The sequence below is a fragment of the Stenotrophomonas rhizophila genome (genome assembly GCF_003651185.1).
GTDB classification, from domain to species: domain Bacteria; phylum Pseudomonadota; class Gammaproteobacteria; order Xanthomonadales; family Xanthomonadaceae; genus Stenotrophomonas; species Stenotrophomonas maltophilia_Z.
Genome location: NZ_RCDC01000004.1, coordinates 826,837 through 844,758 on the forward strand (window position 1 = coordinate 826,837; position 17,922 = coordinate 844,758).

At 59.7% G+C, this 17,922-nt stretch carries 17 protein-coding genes; 12 read left to right on the forward strand and 5 right to left on the reverse strand.

What is annotated here, in order from left to right; genetic code table 11:
* Nucleotides 1–21 precede the first annotated feature (21 nt).
* Nucleotides 22–732, forward strand: a complete 711-nt coding sequence (gene bdcA, locus BCL79_RS03750) for an SDR family oxidoreductase (RefSeq protein ID WP_428999396.1) — start codon at nt 22–24, stop codon at nt 730–732.
* A gap of 1,221 nt (nt 733–1,953) precedes the next feature.
* On the opposite strand, the gene BCL79_RS03760 is transcribed toward bdcA, so the two are convergent.
* Complete coding sequence (locus BCL79_RS03760) at nt 1,954–2,325, reverse strand: hypothetical protein (RefSeq protein ID WP_147433846.1); 372 nt, start codon at nt 2,323–2,325, stop codon at nt 1,954–1,956.
* Between BCL79_RS03760 and BCL79_RS03765 the strand changes: the two genes are divergently transcribed.
* From BCL79_RS03765 to BCL79_RS03790, 6 genes are all read left to right on the forward strand, one after another.
* Nucleotides 2,318–4,564 carry a response regulator gene (locus BCL79_RS03765; RefSeq protein ID WP_121037568.1) on the forward strand — a complete coding sequence of 749 codons (2,247 nt, stop codon included), beginning with the start codon at nt 2,318–2,320 and terminating at the stop codon, nt 4,562–4,564. The two genes, BCL79_RS03760 and BCL79_RS03765, sit on opposite strands and share 8 nt — an antisense overlap.
* Before the next feature lie 351 nt (nt 4,565–4,915).
* Nucleotides 4,916–5,341, forward strand: coding sequence for an organic hydroperoxide resistance protein (locus tag BCL79_RS03770; protein ID WP_121037571.1), 426 nt, complete (start codon nt 4,916–4,918; stop codon nt 5,339–5,341).
* A gap of 375 nt (nt 5,342–5,716) precedes the next feature.
* On the forward strand, nt 5,717–6,199 hold the full coding sequence (locus tag BCL79_RS03775) for a MarR family winged helix-turn-helix transcriptional regulator (RefSeq protein WP_121037574.1): 483 nt from the start codon (nt 5,717–5,719) through the stop codon (nt 6,197–6,199).
* 552 nt (nt 6,200–6,751) lie between these two features.
* Complete coding sequence (locus BCL79_RS03780) at nt 6,752–7,615, forward strand: SDR family NAD(P)-dependent oxidoreductase (protein ID WP_121037576.1); 864 nt, start codon at nt 6,752–6,754, stop codon at nt 7,613–7,615.
* A gap of 5 nt (nt 7,616–7,620) precedes the next feature.
* Entirely contained in the window at nt 7,621–8,097 is a 477-nt protein-coding gene (locus BCL79_RS03785; RefSeq protein WP_121037579.1) for a MarR family winged helix-turn-helix transcriptional regulator, read from the forward strand.
* 25 nt (nt 8,098–8,122) lie between these two features.
* A complete protein-coding gene (locus tag BCL79_RS03790; protein WP_220668895.1) occupies nt 8,123–8,719 on the forward strand; it encodes an NADPH-dependent F420 reductase in 597 nt (198 codons plus the stop codon).
* 689 nt (nt 8,720–9,408) lie between these two features.
* Here the strand turns inward: BCL79_RS03790 and BCL79_RS03795 are convergent.
* Nucleotides 9,409–10,143, reverse strand: coding sequence for a hypothetical protein (locus tag BCL79_RS03795; RefSeq protein ID WP_259462100.1), 735 nt, complete (start codon nt 10,141–10,143; stop codon nt 9,409–9,411).
* A 67-nt stretch (nt 10,144–10,210) separates the two neighbouring features.
* Here BCL79_RS03795 and BCL79_RS03800 point away from each other — a divergent pair, with 67 nt between their 5' ends.
* From BCL79_RS03800 to BCL79_RS03810, 3 genes are all read left to right on the forward strand, one after another.
* The gene (locus BCL79_RS03800; RefSeq protein WP_183073664.1) at nt 10,211–10,816 is read left to right on the forward strand and encodes a TetR/AcrR family transcriptional regulator; all 606 of its coding nucleotides are present in this window, start codon (nt 10,211–10,213) and stop codon (nt 10,814–10,816) included.
* A gap of 59 nt (nt 10,817–10,875) precedes the next feature.
* Complete coding sequence (locus tag BCL79_RS03805) at nt 10,876–12,000, forward strand: hypothetical protein (protein ID WP_121037582.1); 1,125 nt, start codon at nt 10,876–10,878, stop codon at nt 11,998–12,000.
* A 200-nt stretch (nt 12,001–12,200) separates the two neighbouring features.
* Nucleotides 12,201–13,208, forward strand: a complete 1,008-nt coding sequence (locus tag BCL79_RS03810) for an alpha/beta hydrolase (protein WP_121037585.1) — start codon at nt 12,201–12,203, stop codon at nt 13,206–13,208.
* Between the two features lie 291 nt (nt 13,209–13,499).
* On the opposite strand, the gene BCL79_RS03815 is transcribed toward BCL79_RS03810, so the two are convergent.
* Nucleotides 13,500–13,967 carry a MarR family winged helix-turn-helix transcriptional regulator gene (locus BCL79_RS03815; RefSeq protein WP_121037588.1) on the reverse strand — a complete coding sequence of 156 codons (468 nt, stop codon included), beginning with the start codon at nt 13,965–13,967 and terminating at the stop codon, nt 13,500–13,502.
* Between the two features lie 100 nt (nt 13,968–14,067).
* On the opposite strand from BCL79_RS03815, the gene BCL79_RS03820 reads away from it, so the two are divergent.
* On the forward strand, nt 14,068–14,868 hold the full coding sequence (locus BCL79_RS03820; protein ID WP_121037591.1) for an SDR family NAD(P)-dependent oxidoreductase: 801 nt from the start codon (nt 14,068–14,070) through the stop codon (nt 14,866–14,868).
* Nucleotides 14,869–14,921: 53 nt separating this feature from the next.
* Nucleotides 14,922–15,680, forward strand: a complete 759-nt coding sequence (locus tag BCL79_RS03825; RefSeq protein WP_121037595.1) for an SDR family NAD(P)-dependent oxidoreductase — start codon at nt 14,922–14,924, stop codon at nt 15,678–15,680.
* Nucleotides 15,681–15,982: 302 nt separating this feature from the next.
* On the opposite strand, the gene BCL79_RS03830 is transcribed toward BCL79_RS03825, so the two are convergent.
* Both BCL79_RS03830 and fabF read right to left on the reverse strand, forming a co-directional pair.
* On the reverse strand, nt 15,983–16,588 hold the full coding sequence (locus BCL79_RS03830) for a helix-turn-helix domain-containing protein (protein ID WP_147433849.1): 606 nt from the start codon (nt 16,586–16,588) through the stop codon (nt 15,983–15,985).
* Between the two features lie 23 nt (nt 16,589–16,611).
* Entirely contained in the window at nt 16,612–17,889 is a 1,278-nt protein-coding gene (gene fabF / locus BCL79_RS03835; RefSeq protein ID WP_121037601.1) for a beta-ketoacyl-ACP synthase II, read from the reverse strand.
* Nucleotides 17,890–17,922 lie beyond the last annotated feature (33 nt).

The window sequence follows — 17,922 nt, forward strand, 5'->3', positions numbered from 1 at the left end:
ATGACCCAAGAGTGTCCACTGATGGTTTTTGAAAGCAAGAAGATATTGGTCCTGGGCGGTAGTCGCGGGATTGGAGCAGCCATCGTCCGCCGATTTGCCGCAGACGGCGCCTCCGTGACATTTACGTACAACGGATCCCCACAAGCAGCACATGCGCTTGCGTCTGAAACAAACGCTGTCGCCGAAGAGACCGATAGCGCAGATCGCGACGCGGTCATCGCGCGCGTCAGCAACACCGGGCCTCTTGACGTTTTGGTTGTCAATTCGGGCATCGGGATCTTTGGTGATGCATTGGACCAGGACCCTGATGCCGTGGACCGCCTGTTTCGCATCAACGTGCACGCGCCTTACCATGCTGCAGTTGAGGCGGCTCGCAAAATGCCCCACGGCGGCCGCATTGTTGTGATCGGCTCCGTGAACGGAGACAGGATGCCCGTCCCAGGGATGGCGTCATATGCTGTGAGTAAATCCGCGCTACAAGGGTTGGCTCGCGGATTGGCAAGGGACCTCGGGCCCCGAGGCATTACGATCAACGTAGTTCAGCCCGGCCCGATCGATACGGATGCCAACCCCGCCAACGGTCCCATGAAGGATATGTTTCATGACTTCATGGCCATCAAGCGCCACGGTCGCCCCGACGAAGTGGCCGGAATGGTGGCTTGGCTGGCTGGCCCTGAGGCAAGCTTTGTTACAGGAGCCATGCATACCATTGATGGTGCATTTGGGGCTTGATGATCTAAGAGCCTCTCAACTCGAGAGAGCAATATATGAGTTGAGAAAGGCCGTTTTAGCCATCGTCCTTGGACCCTGCGCCAGTCCGCAGATTGCTCGACTCATGCGACGGCGCTTTCTTTCCCTTTGCATGAACGCCAGCTCGCGTGCTTTCGGGAAAATGCACCCCTAAACTGAACGAATGCGATGGCAGCACTCTCGCCCCTAAGGCGGAAGCGTCTGCCAACGCTCGATAGTTGGCTACAGGAGGCACGCACACGGACCGGTGTGGGATCTACGATCAACGCGCCCGGCGCACCTAAAGTAGTCTGAAAGCCTTACCCCGGCCGTCAGCCTGCACACTTGACAGTTGGAGTTCATTTAAGTGCCGCGCGCCGCCTTACATGGAGCGAGTGCGGATGCCAGGAAGCTCGCAACCAAAAACGGGGCGGTCCATTCCCCGGGCTTCCGGCCGAGCCCAGGCACCGAAGATGGATAGGTGTGTTTGTCAATCAAAAGCGATGCGTAACTAGATCGGATCACCGTTTTTCTGACAGAGACCGAATTACCACTGAGCGTCCGCAAGACAGCCAAAAATCAGGCTTCCTGAGGCTTCACCTTCGACTTTTGGCCACGATTTACAAGCTCTGGAAGTAGCGGCAGCCCAACTTCAAAGCAGTCCTACAGCGCCGTAAAGTTCAGCGTCTTCACGACGGCCTTAGGGAAAGCGGAGGGGGCTGCTTTTTTATGCGTGGTTGCCAGGATCATTGGGCTACCAAACAGGCTCCGAGGTATTGCGCCGTCCACCCGACAACCACTGGGCTGGCAGCCGTGACGCGCGGGCAAGGCCTGCACTGCATCAGCCGGCCTGGAGCAGGCGAAGATCGCGGTACGGCACGCCGGGTCGAGCGCGGTAGCTTTTCCTGCTGCGCTCGGACAGCGGCCTAGCCTTCACCAGCCGTGACTACAAGCCCTTGGTGCGCTGATACGGCTTTAGGCAGGAATTCATCGCGCCACACTGCCCACGCAAGAACGGAGTGGTGGAATAAGCGATACGGACATTTAAGGAGCAATGCGTGCATCGTCACCGGCTTGAGAGCCAGGCCTACGCTTTGCGGGTCATTGACAACCGGATTGCCTTCTACAATCAGCAGCGGCCCATCAAGCACTGAAGATGGTGACCTCGGATGCGGCCTATGCCGCTACATTAACGGCGTGACCTGAGCATAAATCAGCGGATCATTACAGGTCTTCGTAAATCTCAAAGTCCTCCACCAGCCATCCATGGGTATCGGACAGCGCGTCAGCAATGTCATTTGGCCCAGCGCATTGCACGACCGCCTCACTGGGAAGCACGCCCTGCCCTTCGCCTGCCCAGCAAATGCCGCGAACTCTATAGATCGCCACCACCCCTCCGCCGCCCTGAGGAAAAGCCACACTTTCTCCCTTAAGCTGAAGATACCAGCGGATCACGCCCAGCGGGAGGCCGGACTGGCAAACCGCCTCGCCGAGCGCCGACTCAGGCATCTTAACCGGCGTCAACGCTGGTTTCGCTGCCAAGGTGAGACACTGCCCGACTTCAAACCCTGCCGGTGCCCGCCCCGTGATGTTCATGCCCGACGGCCAATCGGCCAACCCCCTTCGCTTCCTTGCTGGTGAAGGTCAAATGGCGGACATGATTCGCTCCCACGACTGGGCTGACACCCCGATGGGGCCCGCGGAGACATGGCCGCACTCGCTCCGGACCTCATTGGGCTTCGTGTTGAACTCGACGCTACTGGGAGCTGTGCTGTGGGGACCTGAGCTCCGACTGTTCTACAGCGATGGGTATCGGGAGATGCTGGGCGACCGGCATCCAGGCGCATTGGGCCAACCGGTCGTTGATGTTTGGGGCGAGACCTATGCGCCCATCGCTGAGAGTTTTGCCACGGTAATGGCGACCGGTCAGGGCTTCGGCAGCAGGGACATCCGCCTGCCCATGGTGCGCGATGGGGTTCAGAAGACCACTCACTGGAACGCTACGGCCTCCCCCATTTTCGGAGAGGACGGCTCCATCATGGGGATCTTAAACATCGCCATCGAGATTACCGATCAGGTCAAGGCCAACGCAGAAAGGGATGAGCAGCATCTGGCGCTAAACAGCGAGAACAAGGCCCTATCGGACTCGGTCGACGTGAGGATCGCCGAGAGGGATAGTGATGTTTCCAAGGAGCAAGCCTTTGAGCAGGACGCTGAGCGCGGCCAGCTGGCGCTGGCTGCAGGAGCGATTGTCGGGACTTGGAGTTGGGACCTGACCCAGGACCGCTTCACGATCGATGAGGCCTTCTCGAAGAGTTTCGGGCTTGAAGATTTGAGCCGACTCAGCGGGATTCCGTTGGCTCGGATTGTCGCCAACGTTCACCCAGATGACCTTGACGGGCTTGCAGCTGCAATCTCGGAGGTCATTGCACGGGGCGGTGCGTATGCCCACCAGTATCGGGTGCGCCAATGCGACGGCGAGTATCACTGGGTCGAGGCCAACGGGCGGGTTGAACACGCTCCGGACGGAACGCCCCTTCGTTTCCCCGGCGTGATATTGGACGTGGGTGAAAAACGAGAGCTGGTGGAACAGAGAGACAATGCTTGGAACGACTTACGGCAACTCAATGCTGCACTGGAAGACCGCATCACCGAGCGCACCCAGGAGCTGATGCAGTCCGAGGAAGCCCTCAGGCAGTCTCAGAAAATGGAGGCTGTCGGCCATCTGACTGGCGGATTGGCCCACGACTTCAACAATTTGCTGGCAGGAATTCTGGGCGCCCTAGACCTCATCGCCCTTCGGCTTGAGCAAGGCCGAACGAAGGACCTAGAGAAATACGTCACCACTGCGCAAGGAGCAGCAGGGCGCGCCGCCGCACTGACGCACCGCTTGCTGGCCTTTGCTCGCCGGCAGACGCTTCTCCCAGAGCCCACCAGCGTCAATCGGCTCGTCATCGACATGCTAGGCATGATTCAGCGGACCGTTGGCCCGGGCATCCGTATTGAGAACGTGGCCGCTGCCGGGCTATGGCCCGCCTTGGTCGACCGATCGCAGCTGGAGAACTCGTTGCTGAGTCTCTGTATCAATGCCCGCGACGCCATGCCCACAGGGGGACGACTGACTATTGAGACCTGTAACCGATGGATCGATCCGGGCATGGGCAAGCAGCTGAACATGCCAGAGGGCGAATACCTCTCGATGTGCGTGAGCGACACCGGGGCAGGCATGCCACCGGAAGTCATCGCCAAGGCCTTCGACCCCTTCTTCACCACCAAGCCTCTGGGTGCCGGCACGGGACTAGGGCTTTCCATGATCTATGGCTTCGCCAAGCAGTCCGGCGGACAGGTGCGGATCCACTCCGAGGTCGGCGAAGGCTCCATGGTGTGCATCTACCTGCCCCGCCACCACGAGGCCGGTGTGGAAGCTGACAAGAGTGTGGCGCCCCTCAAACTGGTTCCGACGAACGCGGGTGAGACGGTCATGATCGTTGACGACGAGCCGTCTATCCGGATGCTCCTCACCGATGTGCTGGAGGAAATGAGCTACCACGTCATTCAAGCCGCAGACAGCCAAACCGGCTTGAAAATCCTGCAGTCCGACGTGCGTCTGGACCTGCTCATCAGCGACGTAGGCCTACCAGGTGGCATGAACGGCCGGCAGATGGCTGACGCGGCGCGGGTCACGCGTCCCAACCTGAAGGTTCTGTTCGTCACTGGGTTTGCCGAAAGCGCCATGCTCAACGAGGGTCACCTCAGCCCCGGAATGACGGTAATGACCAAGCCCTTCAATATCGGCATCCTGACCGAGCGCGTTAGAGACCTTATATCTTTGTAATGCGCCTGCGCTCGAAGGCCGGCGCCGACGCATGGCAGTTCTGAACTGAACTGCTGGGCGGGTCGCAAGTGTGCAAAGCCCAATGTCTAACGACGATCGTCTGGCTATCCCAAGATACGACGAGTCTGCAGCTGTGGACTTGGCTCGACAAGGAGCCGAGCTGGTCGGGTCAGAACCCTGCAGCTCCAATGCAGACGCATTCATGCAAGCCTGGCGGCAACCGGAAGACTCGACGGCGTCGCTAGCTGCCATCCCCTGCCCAACCGGACAATATTTGATTGTTGACAACTGGATTGCTAGCAATACAATATCTGTCGTCCGACATGGACTGACATCAGCTATGGAAACCTCATGAGCACCCTTTACACTGCCAAGGCAACCGCGATCGGTGGACGCAACGGCACCGTACGCAGCGACGACAGCCTGATCGATTTGCAACTTGCCCTCCCCCCGGGACTCGGCGGCAAAGGCGACGCGACTAACCCCGAGCAGCTCTTCGCAGCCGGCTATGCGGCTTGCTTCGGCAATGCGGTCATCCATACAACACGCAACCAAGATGTGAAGATTCTCGATAACGATGTGGAAGTGACTGCGACTGTCGGCATCGGACCGACCGCAACCGGGGGCTTCGGGCTAACCGTGGCGCTGGATGTGACCCTTACCGGCGTTGACCAGACCAAGGCCGAGGAGATCGTCGCGCAGGCGCATAAGGTCTGCCCGTACTCCAACGCGACCCGCGGCAATGTCGATGTAGCGCTGTCGGTGCATACGCGCTGAGACAGCCTGGCCGATTGGCGAACTATCAGAGAATGGAAGCAGCGCTCCTGGGGATTCCAGGAGCGCTGGCGGCAGGCGTGATCGAGGCAATAGGTCCCAATGCTTGCACGCATTTTCGACGGATCGCCGAACTCTAGCCGGGAAAGGAAGGGCGTATTGGACACAGTGAGCATCGGCAGCGCGCACGCGCGTTACCAACCAGCATCTTAGGGGATCTCCCTCGGCATGGAGACGCGTATAAATGGCACCGCCGAGTGCTTTGCGCTCTGATTGATCAGCCCGAGGAGTCAGCTTGCATGTTATCGGCGGCGTTGCCGCCAATGAACTCAGTCACGCGTGTCAGCGTGACCCTTTCCACTATGCAGAGAACTTGCGATGACAAGCAAAATTCGCGCCAAGAAATCAACCACAACAGAAGCGGAGAACGATCCACTGCTGCTGGATCTGCAAGTCTGCTTCCCACTGTATGCCGCATCCAACTTACTGACTCGACTCTATCGCCCAGTACTGGAACCGCTTGGACTTACCTATTCACAATATCTGGTCATGTTGGCGCTGTGGGAACGCACTCCTGCCAGCGTCGGCGGCTTAGGCGAGCGGCTGCACCTAGACTCTGGCACCCTGACGCCGCTGCTCAAGCGCATGGAGCACGCTGGATTCATCCTTCGGCAGCGAGATACCCAAGACGAACGGCGAGTACTCATCACCCTCACCGCGCATGGGCACGAACTGCGCAAGGCCGCTATGAGCGTCCCGGGTACACTAGCGAAACGACTGGGACTAGAGCCGGACGCGATCGCTGAATTGCGTAACTCGGTGAAACGTTTGGTAAGTATCCTCGACGGTGAACGGCGGTGACGGTTACCGTTCGATGCTCGGGAAGCACGCGATCAATCGAGCACCCTGTACTGAGCAGGCATCCCGGCGCGGCGGAAGCGCCACGCGTGCGGACGGCCGGTCCCAGCGGCTGCGGCACTTGACGTCTGATCGCTGAGCGGCGCTATTCCTGCTGAAAGTGCCGAGCCACCCACGCGACGCGTGCCGCTACTGCGGCCTTAGAGACTGCAGCTTCGGGCACGACTGCGTAAAAGCCGTGGCAGCCACCCGCCCATACGTGCAGTTCTGTCTGGACATCCGCCGCCAAGAGCGCGCTGACGTGGCGGCTCAACAGCAGGATCAAATGGCGGGCGTGGAATGTGATCTGACAAGATCGATCTCCTGGTTTCCGGGGTGGGAGGAGCATCTGCAAGCGGCGCAAGTCGGGCTGGGGATGATGGGGAAGGTTCGACATCGTCTTTGCGTTGACGTGCGGCTTGGCAGCTTAGGTAGTACACTACATTATCGCCATCCGTATTGCGTGCCACTATAGAACATCATGCGGCGTCGTCCAGACGCCTGAAGGAGCAATTCATGACAGAAACGAAAAAGCTGGTAGCAGTCATAACGGGAGCAAGCCGCGGTCTCGGCAAGGGCATTGCAGTCGAACTCGGCGCGCGTGGCGCGACCGTGTATGTCGTCGGCCGTACAACCATCGGTATGAGCCAGGTATCGGCAGGGGGGCGGCCGGTGCCCGGCTCGATCGACGAGGCTGCCGAGCAGGTCACGGCGGCCGGCGGCCATGGCATTGCCGTCGCGTGCGACCTATCAAACGACAATGACATTCAGGCGCTCTTCGAGCGGATCAAGGCCGAGACCGGCTACCTGAATATCCTAGTCAACAACGCCGCCTCGCTGCACGACGAGATGGGCAAGCGCCCCTTCTGGGAAGCACCGGTCAAATTTGCTGACATCATCGATGTCGGCCTGCGCTGCCATCAAGTGGCGACCTACTATGCGGCCCCCTTGCTAGTCGCCGCCGGACGCGGACTGGTCGTCAACATCTCGTTCTACAGCAACGCCAAGATCCACGATCCAGCCTATTACGCCGCCAAGGCCGGGCTGGACCAGCTGGCGGCCTCGTGGTCGGAGGACTTCACGCCCCGCAATGTCGCAGCGATCTCTCTGTGGCCCGGCTTCATCCGGACCGAGCGTGGCGAGGCAATGCTGGGCGAAAAGACTGAAGTGTTCGAGGGAATGGGCATGGAGAGCACCCGTTATGAGGGCCGTGTCATCGGCGCAGTTTGGGACGATTCAGACATGATGACGCTGACAGGCAAAACGCTGATCGGTGCCGAACTGGGCGAGCGATATGGCCTATCCGATCTTCCCGGCTTCAGCCCTAAGTCGCTGCGGGAGTTCTACGGTCCGCCGCACCCGCGCTTCGACCTGGATTGAGCGACATGATCGCGGGTGACATTTTGCCTCTGCCCTCAACAACGGGACCAGAAACGCCCAGGCAGGGCGGTGTGGCCGAGCAGCTGTCTTTCGCGCTCTACGGCGCCGCCAACCGGGTGGTACGGCTGCACAAGCCGTTCCTCGACCCCCTGGGGATCACCTTCCCGCAATTCCTGGTGATCCTGGAACTGCTGAACGGCTCGCCCCGGACGGTAGGTGAGTTGTGCACGCGTCTGGATATGGACACGGGCACGCTCACGCCGGTGCTCAAACGCCTACAGGCCGCCGGCAGGGTTACGCGCACGCGCGACGTGAACGACGAGCGCCGTGTGCTCGTCGATCTCACCGAGGCCAGCCGCACAATGGCGAGTGAGATTCACGCCGTTACTGGCAAGATCAGATCAGCCTGCCAGCTGACTGAAGCCGATGTCTATGACCTGCGGCTGACGCTTGAGGCTTTGGCGCACCCCGCCAGCGAATGAGGCACACTGAAAAGGAAAGGCCATCGTGAAGATCGGTATTCTTGGCCCCGGAAGCATCGGCGCGACACTTGCCCGTAGGCTCGCCACCGCAGGGCATGGCTTGACGATAGCGAACTCGCGCGGCCCAGAGGCGATTGCAGCCACGGCACTGGAAACCGGCGCATGCGCGGCGACGGCGGACGGAACGCTCGCGGGCGTGGACGTTGCGATCCTCTCCATGCCGCATAGCGCATTCGAAAAAGTCAGACCCTTCATCGTCGCGCCACCAGCGAAGACTGTGGTCATCGACACTGCCAATCATCTCCCGGTCCGCGACGGTTCCAATCCCGAAATGCAGGCGGGACAAGTGGAAAGTGAATGGGTCCAGGACTTCTTTGGGCGGCCAGTTGCCAAAGTCTGGAACGCGATCGCGGCCGGACCATTCGCCGGAAATGCAAGCCCCGAAGGTGATCCGGATCACATCGCCGTTGCTATCGCAGCAGACAGGGAGAATGATCGCGAGGTTGCGATGATGTTGATAAACGACACTGGATTCCATGGCTTTGATGCGGGCGTGCTTGCTCAGTCATGGCGTCAGCAATCTGGCTCCCCGATTTACTGCACAAACCTACGCTTCGAGTAAATCGCACCAGCACTGGCAGCCGCAGAGCGCGACAGGCTCCCTGCCCGTCGCGAACTGTCTATCGCCGTATTTGCGGAACGCATCGGCCCATGGTCAAACCCGGACGCGGAGACTGCCGTCAGGATCAGCCGGGCCCTGTTCATGTGAGATTCGGAAGTTGGTGTCACACGGGTTTTAAGAGCTCTGGAATTGTTGACGCGCGCAACGGCTGTTTGCTTGGATCAACTACACCAAAATATTCGCGCTTGGCATTCGTCGGAAGCGGGACACTTTTGTGAAAAAGTGCCACAGCAAGCCGGGCGTAGCGAGCAAGATCGTCCATAACGCCGGGCGCCATCGAACCCTTGCCCGCGTCAGCGCGGCCAGCAACGGCGGCTTGCCGCTGATCTGAGTGCCAAGTGCAAGATCGCTGCCACCCATTATGGCCAGCAATACACCCACGCGCCCAGCGCGTGCCGGCTCGACCTGCATCTGTATCGCCCGCACCGGACTATCATCGACCAGGGCGCGTCGAACCTGCAATGTCCACTGAGCATCTCTTCGACTGGCAGCGATCATCTGATTATTGGCGCGTCTCGCCTCAGGCAGCCAACAGCGCGCTGACGGTCGCCTTGGCGCCATTGCGGCCATGCCTGCACAAAACACGCCTGCAACGCAGTGACTGCGATGCAGCATTCAGATGGGGAAGCTCAGTAACGTCCCACCAAGTTCAAGTAATAGCCACGATGGTCGTAATCGAAGTCGGTCAGGTCGTCACTGAACCTGGTGAAGTTGTAGCCCACGCCCACCCGCATGCTGCGGGTAACATCTCGATCCAACCCTGCCATCCAGCCTTCGCGCTGGCCGCCATCGCGCACATCCAACCAGCGGTACTCGGCCAGGCCGTACCTATTCCAGCAACAACACTTGGGTGCGCTGATCGTAGTCCAAGCCTTTGACTTGGCCCATCGTCGACAGGTCATACAGGTAGGTATAGCGCCCAAACACCCCCAACGGTCGCCATTCCAAGGCCGGTAGGCGAGGCCGAGATTGCCTTCGATGAAGCTCGCGCTCGCGATGGGGTTGAGCACGTCATCGGTATCGGCATAGTGGAAGCGCCCGGCAATCCGCCAGCTCTCGTTGATCTTGTGGCTCAGGTGGTTGGCGCTCACCCATCGCGTGCGGCGCTCGGCACCGGCATCGCGGCGCCATTCCAGCTTGCTCTGCCAATCGGTGTCAGGCGAGGCACGGCCACCGAACAGGCTCACCGACTTGCGGTCGACCCGGCCACCGTCGCGGGTGTCCAGCTCGCTATCGCCTAGGCTGACGCCCATGTTCCCGCCCACCGCCGGATAGAAATCCATGCCGAAGGTGTGGGCCAGCCCGGACTTCTGCGTGCCCTTGAGGGACTGGCTTTCATTGAACACGTTGACCTGGTCGGACAAGCAGGAGAGCAATCCACCGACAGAGCACATGTTGCATGCCATTAGGAAACGATATAGTGTCGTTTTTATGGCATCGACCCTTCAAGGTAAACCGGCTCCCGGCCGCCCTCTTGACGTCACTCGGGAGAATGCCCTTCTTGATGCAGCCCTCGAAATCCTCGGCGAGGTGGGCTTCGAACGGCTGACGATCCTCGCCGTCTGCGAGCGGGCGGGCGCAAGCACCAAGACCGCATACAGGCGGTGGGCCCACAAGGAGGAATTGCTCGCCGCGTGCCTCCGGCGTGCCGTGCTTAGGGAGGTCGAGACCGTCCGCCCTGTGCAGGAGAGCGACTGTCTGCGCGACGAGCTTGTCGAGATACTCTCTGAGCAGTTCACATCCTTTCGGGCCAATCCGAACTTGGTGGTTGGGCTAATCGTCGCCTCCCGCCTGTCTCACGAACTTGGCGAGATTTCGAAAGGAATGGTTCAGCACCATGAGACGGCATATGCCGACCGGCTGATCCGGGGCGCACGTGCGCGCGGCGAGATAAGCGCCACACCCGATCCAGCACGCGTCGCATCACTTATCCGCGGCTACTTCCTGCACGAAGTATTAGTGACGTCATCCCGGCCTTCTGAAACCCAGATAATCAGCTTCGTTGACGACGTTCTGATGCCCTTCATTTTGCGATGACAGCCGCCACATCACCTGGCACAGAACACCAAAATGAACATCAACCGGAAGGTGGAAAAATGAGCAATGACTACAACGATAAGTACAACAAAATTCAGCATTCGACGGCTGAGGTCACCCTTGCCGATGAGACCACTCACTACGAGTCCCTAGCAACTCCATCGGGCCAGTACGATATCTGGGAGGAGACCGCGGCAGGCGTTGTGGCTGAGGCTGGTGATTGCGACGTTCTGCTCTGGGCAGCAGGCTACGCACTCTTCGGTAACGGTCAGGGCATCTGGGGACCCGGCCATTCCGCGGAGCGAGAGATTCAGCTGATCATCGTGCCGAAGTCACAACGCGGCAGCATGAGCAACAACAACTTCGTGCGCGTTGGCTGGACGCCGAGCGAACGCATCCATAAGGACAAATTCACCGTTACAGCGACAGACGACAAGGTTGTGTGGGACTTCGACGGACTACGGTTCGTGGCACAGCCGCCGCGCTGGACGATCGAGGGGACGGCTGGAGAAGCAGAACTAAACTTGGTCTACGAACAGATCGGTACGGCGTTGTGGAACTGGGGTCCGTTCAACAAGGCTCACGAGGGTGATCGCGCAGGCTACGACGCTTTCGTTAAGGTCAACGGAACTATCAAGACCGACAACCATAACCTGACCATCACCGACGGTTATGGCGTTCGCGAACATATCATCACGGGGCAGTCCAACGACCCCATCAAAAATCTTCCGGCACCGATGTGGATGTGGTGGCTTTACACCATTAAGGACGACGTGAAGATCAACTTCTTCCAACCTGGCCCGATGGACATCGGCTTCGTCAAGTACGGCTCCGAACAGGTCAACTTCAGCTCTGCCGCACAACAGACCCGCTTTGTGATCACAGAGAAATGGGAGGATCCTCGCACCGGGATGAATCTTCCTGTGCGCTGGTCGCTTCAGATGGAAGCCGAAGGATGCAAGGTAGATGTCGAAATCGCAGCTCATGGCCGCGCATACAGCCATTGGACGGTCGCCAGCGGTACGCGCATGTACTGCTATCTGCTCTCGACCATGAGTGGAACGGTCGTTCTACCGGATGGCCGGATGATCACCCTGGATGAGCACCTGACTGTCAACTCCTTTTGCCGAACCATCCTCACGGCAGGCGAGACGACAAATGGAGCGACGCCAACCTTGCGCTGAGCACAGCAGTTCACCTCTGTTGATAAAGGTGCGCTGCTTCTGCATCTGACGGCCTAACGCTGTCAGGAAACTTAGAATAGCGCCGCTAGATACTGCGTTCAATACAGTGGAGCGCAGGATTTCAAGCACCTGATGTGCAGCCTACTTGACCCGCAATTCGCCCAGTGAATATTGGAATCCGACTAACTGGTGCTTGGAAAATGGAGATCAGTGTGAACGCAGGATCAAATGAAACCTCTCTGAAAGGCGACCTTGTTGTTCCTGAGCGACGTATCCCAGTCCCTATGACAATCAGTTCGCAAGCCCAGGCGTTTCTAGCTGCACCGCCGCCTGCCCGAGAAACTGAGGAGCCCGATCCGGAAGATCAAGCGGCATGGCGCGTGTATATCGACTCTATGCAAGAGATGGTAATGAGCCATGTATCGGAGCTTGAGTTCAGGTACCCCGCAAAGATCGAGGCACTGCCCCTCGCGAATGCATCGTTGTATGTGATAACACCTGAAAATCTCGCGCCGGAAGACGAAAGCCGCGCAATCCTCTATGTGCATGGCGGCGGATTTATCGTCGGGGGTGATCGCGCGGCCGCCATCGCCGCCCTGCCTCTCGCCTGTGCGTCCGGCTGCAGGGTCTATTCGATCGACTACAGGATGCCGGTGGACTTCCCCTTCCCTGCCGGCCTGGATGACGTGTGCGACGCCTATTTACGAGTGCTTGAAGAGCATCGCCCTGAAAACGTGGCCGTTTTCGGCGTGTCGGCCGGGGGCGGGTTGGCGCCGGCGATGCTGATCCGAATGAGGGATCGCGGAGAACCGCTCCCCGCTGCCGCCGTTCTTTTCACGCCGGGCGCCGACATTTCCGAATCAGGGGATACCTACGAAACCAATCAGCATATCGACGTCGTTTTAAAGACACGGATGCCCAAGACTTTTGCCCTGTATGCCAATGGTACGGATCTGCGAGACCCGGAGCTTTCGCCTGTCTTTGCGGACTACACAAAGGGTTTCCCACCTACCCTTCTTATCTCCGGCACCCGCGACATCCTTCTATCAACGACTGTGATCATGCACCGCGCGTTGCGGCGCGCTGGAATAGAGGCCGATTTGCACGTTTTTGAAGCCATGCCCCACGCCGGCTTTCGTGGCGCTCCCGAAGATGCGGAGGTTCTCGCCGAACAAGTTCGTTTCATCACCGAGCGTCTAGGCCGATGATTTGCGGAGCGGGGCGACCAACGCCCCGCTTGTCTGACCAATGCCTTCCGAACAGCTAGTTTTCTGGCGACAAGGTGTTCTAGCTTCTAATTTACGTGCGTCTTTCGTGCGGTCTGCTAGGACCACTATACCGTGACTCACTGAGCAGCGGTTTTCCACCATACCGAAGGCGAACGGGATGTTAATCGGCCTTGCAAAAGCTGAGTCAGCGAGCTTGCCGCTATGGCGTGGCGTTATGAAGTCGGACAGCAAGGCCATACCGATGAGAAAGCGTACTCAAGGTTCCTGCGATTAGGTTGGTGATTGAGAAGAGACAAAAGCAACGCACGCCTCCTCCAACTCACGCAGTATACGAGCGGCTGCCATCCCGTCTTCTGGATCCATCCGGGCAACGACAACACCTCGAAGTTCCTGCAACGCATCCTCCAGCTTGGCCGCCAGCTCCCTCCCCTGTGCAGTGAGGTGCAGCGTTTTCGCTCGTGCATCAACCGCATCGGTTCGGCGGAGCAGCAACCCATCAAGTTCGAGCTGAGTGACCGAGCGTGCGATGGCCGCCGGATCAATAGCCGACGCCTCGGCGACATCCTTCTGGCGGATACCGTCGCCAAGCCGGACTATCACGAGGACCAAAGCTGCGGCCGAAAGGGAGATGCCTAGCCGCGCGAGTGCCGCTCCAGCAGCTCGCTGCCATGCGCGGCCAGCTGGCAGGACTGCCCAAGTGAGTGCGGTTTCCCAGCTTTCGTTCTCTACATCCCGCATGCTATTGTTGACGCGTCATCTAATTTGAATGATACATATAGCACATCGTAACCACGTTGCGCCAAGCCCGTGATGTGGTCTGACAAACGAGGAGAAGCTCATGAACCGCCTTCAAGATCGCATTGTGATTGTCACAGGGGCCGCCCAGGGAATGGGGAAGGCCATAGCGGTACAGGCCGCGCGGGAGGGTGCTGCCTGGATCACACTCGCGGACGTTCAGCAAGACAAGGGAGAGGCCGCTGCGGAAGAGGTGCGGCAGGCAGGCGCCAAAGCGCTGTTCCTGAAAACCGATCTGCGCAGCTCGGATGCGATCCGCCACATGATCGATGAAACGGTGAAGCAAGCCGGAGGACTGGACGTCTTGGTAAACAATGCCGGTGTTACCGATGACGGCGTCGCCCGAACCGCACCGTCGGTGGAGGATCTGACCGAAGAGGTTTGGGATGCCGTGATGGACATCAACCTGAAGGCGATGTGGCTCGCGACAAAATTCGCCGCCCCTTATCTCCGGAAGTCACGCCGCAGCCCGGCTATTGTGAACGGAGCATCGGTAGCAAGCACGGTCGCCTATCCGGGGCTGCCTGCCTATGCCGCGAGCAAGGGAGGGGTCGTGATGCTGACACAGGCGATCGCCGTGGATCTCGCCGATGGCGGTATTCGCTGCAATGCCTATGCTCCTGGAGCGATCTCTACACCCATGCTTGAACAGAGCGTTGCGGCTGCACCGGACCGGGCCGAGGTCGAGAAGAGGCTCTGGGGTCCGCATCTAATCCAGCGTCTCGGCCGCCCGGAAGAGGTGGCGAAGTTGGTGTGCTTCCTCGCGTCGGAAGAAGCGTCGTTCTCGACCGGCGCCGTGTTCCGGATTGACGGTGGCACGCTCGCATGGCGCGGCGTTCACTGATCTATTACTCCGCTGCTGCTGCCAACCGTTTTTCTCGCTCTGAAGGAACTCTGATGTCACACAGGTTGCAAGACAAAGTCGCTTTCATCACAGGTGCGGGCTCCGGGCTGGGCGCGGCGCAGGCGCAGCGCTTCGCCGAGGAAGGCGCGGCAGTTGTCGTCGCGGATCTTAACTTGGAAGCCGCCGCGAAGGTTGCAGCTGTCATCACCGAGGCGGGTGGACGCGCGATCGCCGTTATGATTGACGTCACCGATGCCACGAAGGTCGCATCGGCGGTCGCAGAGGCTATCGAGGCATACGGGCGCGTCGACATTCTCAGCAACACCGCCGGCGCCTTCGATGCGTACGCGCAAACTCTCGACACTCCGCCCGAGCGCTGGAACGCGCTCATCGCGGTAAACCTGACTAGCGTCTACACCGTGACTAACGCAGTGCTTCCGCACATGCTTGCGCAGGGTAAGGGGGTGGTTCTCAACATCGCCTCCGGGGCCGGCTTGCGTGGCGGCGGAGGTGGGGCCGCCTATACCACCACTAAACATGGAATCGTCGGTTACACCCGCCAGCTCGCCGCTGGCTATGGCCATCAAGGTATCCGTGCCAACGCCATCGCACCCGGCCTGATCGACACGCCGATGGTCGCCAATTTTTCCCATGGGGAAGCGGCGCAGGCCATGGTGGCGGCAAAGCCTGCTGGCAGGCTTGGTCGAGTCGAGGACATTGCACATGCCGCACTGTTCCTTGTCAGTGACGAGGCTGATTACATCCATGGCGTCACACTGCCTGTAGACGGCGGGCTGGTGGAAACGCTTTAAGGCATCCCATACAGCGACCATGGGTATGGCGCTGCAGCAGTAACAGCAGAGAATCCTCGAAAGCAGCAGTGAGTACCCGGGAGCGTGGAGCTTGGCAGGCATCTAATGAGTGTCACAACACACAGAGGGTTCCTGCCAAGCATAGGCTCGCCGTGGAAACCATAAGCGCAGCAATCGCCTGCTTGAACGGGGGGAGTGCCTATACCTCTAGCTGAACAGATTTCGGCCGACCCAAGCGGGTGCCAGGTGTCAGACTTGCCCTTGGGAAGCGTCGAACCTCTCAGTCAATCACTGCTCCACCGTTATGCCCTTGAGCTAGCTCGCCCCGAGCAACCTGCGGCGTAAGCGCGCGCAAACAACCCGACCGTTGTCTCGCTAGCGGACATCGGCACTGTTGTTTGCAGCAAGCCGTTCTCCGCGACGATCAACCTTAAGAACTTCTCACCGTCTGTGGCATTGTTCGAGCCTGGTGAAGCGTTCGCAAGAGCTCGTATTGCGAAATTCAGATACGGTTGAAGCACCGCATTCCAATGCTGCAGGTAAGCGTTCTTGTCCAGCTCAGAGCGCATCAATGTTTGACAAAATGCTTGACAGGACGGATGCGACGCCAGTACCTGGATGCCCTCGTCGATGCAGGCAAGCGCATTGCTAAGTTCAACTCCCGCACCCATGCCAAGCGTGAGTGCGGGCATCGTCGCTACGTGCCCGTCCATGACCGCTTTGTAAAGACGTGCTTTGTCGCGAAAGTGCGCGTAGACCGTGACCTTCGTCACGCCACACACCTCTGCAATCCGCTTCATCGTCGCGCTCTCATAACCGTCCTTCGCGAACACGTCGGCAGCAGCCTCCAAGATCCCCTGACGACTTCTGGACCTTGCGTTTTCCCACCGCACTGCGGTCTTGCTCATCGGGAGCGTTTCGCTGCTCGTTCTCACAGACGCCGAAATACTGCGCTGGCATTCACGCCACCAAACCCAAACCCATTGGTCAGCGCAAACTCCATTTCGGCCTTCTGAGATTCACCGGCCACGATCGAAAGCCCTTTGGCTAACTTATCCGGATGAACGAGATTGAGCGTCGCTGGCGCCACCTGATCACGCAAGGCCAGCACGGTGAAGATTGCTTCGATGCCGCCTGCTGCCCCGAGCAGGTGCCCGGTGCTGGACTTGGTGGCCGAGATCAGAAGATCGGGCCGGGAACCAAACAGCGCACGCATCGCTGCAAGCTCTGCCCGGTCGCCCACCTGAGTGGAGGTGGCATGCGCATTGATGTGATCAACCTGCTCCGGAGTAATGCCGGCTTGCGCGAGCGCGATCTCCATCGCCCGGCGCGCTCCACTGCCATCATCGGGACCCGCGGTCAGGTGGTAGGCGTCAGAGGTCGTGCCGTAGCCCACCAGTTCGGCCAGTGGTGCGGCACCGCGCGCCAAGGCGTGATCGAGTCGCTCGATCACCAGCAGCCCTGCCCCTTCGGACATGACAAACCCGTCCCGCTGCTCATCAAATGGGCGAGAGGCTGCTTGGGGAATGTCGTTGAACGACGTGCTGAGCGCCTTGGCCGCCGCGAAGCCGCCCAGGCTGACCCGGTGCATCGCCGCTTCCGCACCACCGCACAACGCGATGTCCGCCTCCCCCGAGCGAATGAAGCGCGCCGCATCACCAATGGCTTGGACCCCCGCAGCGCATGCCGTGACGGGCGCACCCTGCGGACCCTTGAAACCATACCGGATCGATGCCTGCCCCGCCGCCATGTTGGCCAGGAAGGTCGGCGCAGTGAAGGGCGACAACCGGCCAGGCCCACGGTTTTCGGTGGTGTGAACTGCATTGACGATGGATCCAAACCCACCGATCCCGGTCGCAATCACGGTCGCCGTTCTCAGCAGGCCACGCTCATCAGCCTCACTCCAGCCTGCCTGCGCAAGCGCTTCGTGGGCAGCGACCAACGCGAACTCGACAAACCGATCCATCTTCTTCAGATCCTTCGGCGCGATAATGCCGCTGGAATCGAAGCCCGCCTCAGGATCTTGAAGGCGGTCAGGCACGCGTCCACCGACTCCGCAGCCGGTTCCCGCCGCAAGATCGGCTCCCAGCGACCCGATGCCGGAGCGCCCTGCCAAGAGACGTGACCAGACGGTTTCAACCCCGCAGCCCAGTGGACTGACCACGCCCATTCCGGTCACCACGATGCGATCTTTGTCGGCAATGCTCATAAATCACTTCCCATATAAAAGAGGTCCGGGCCA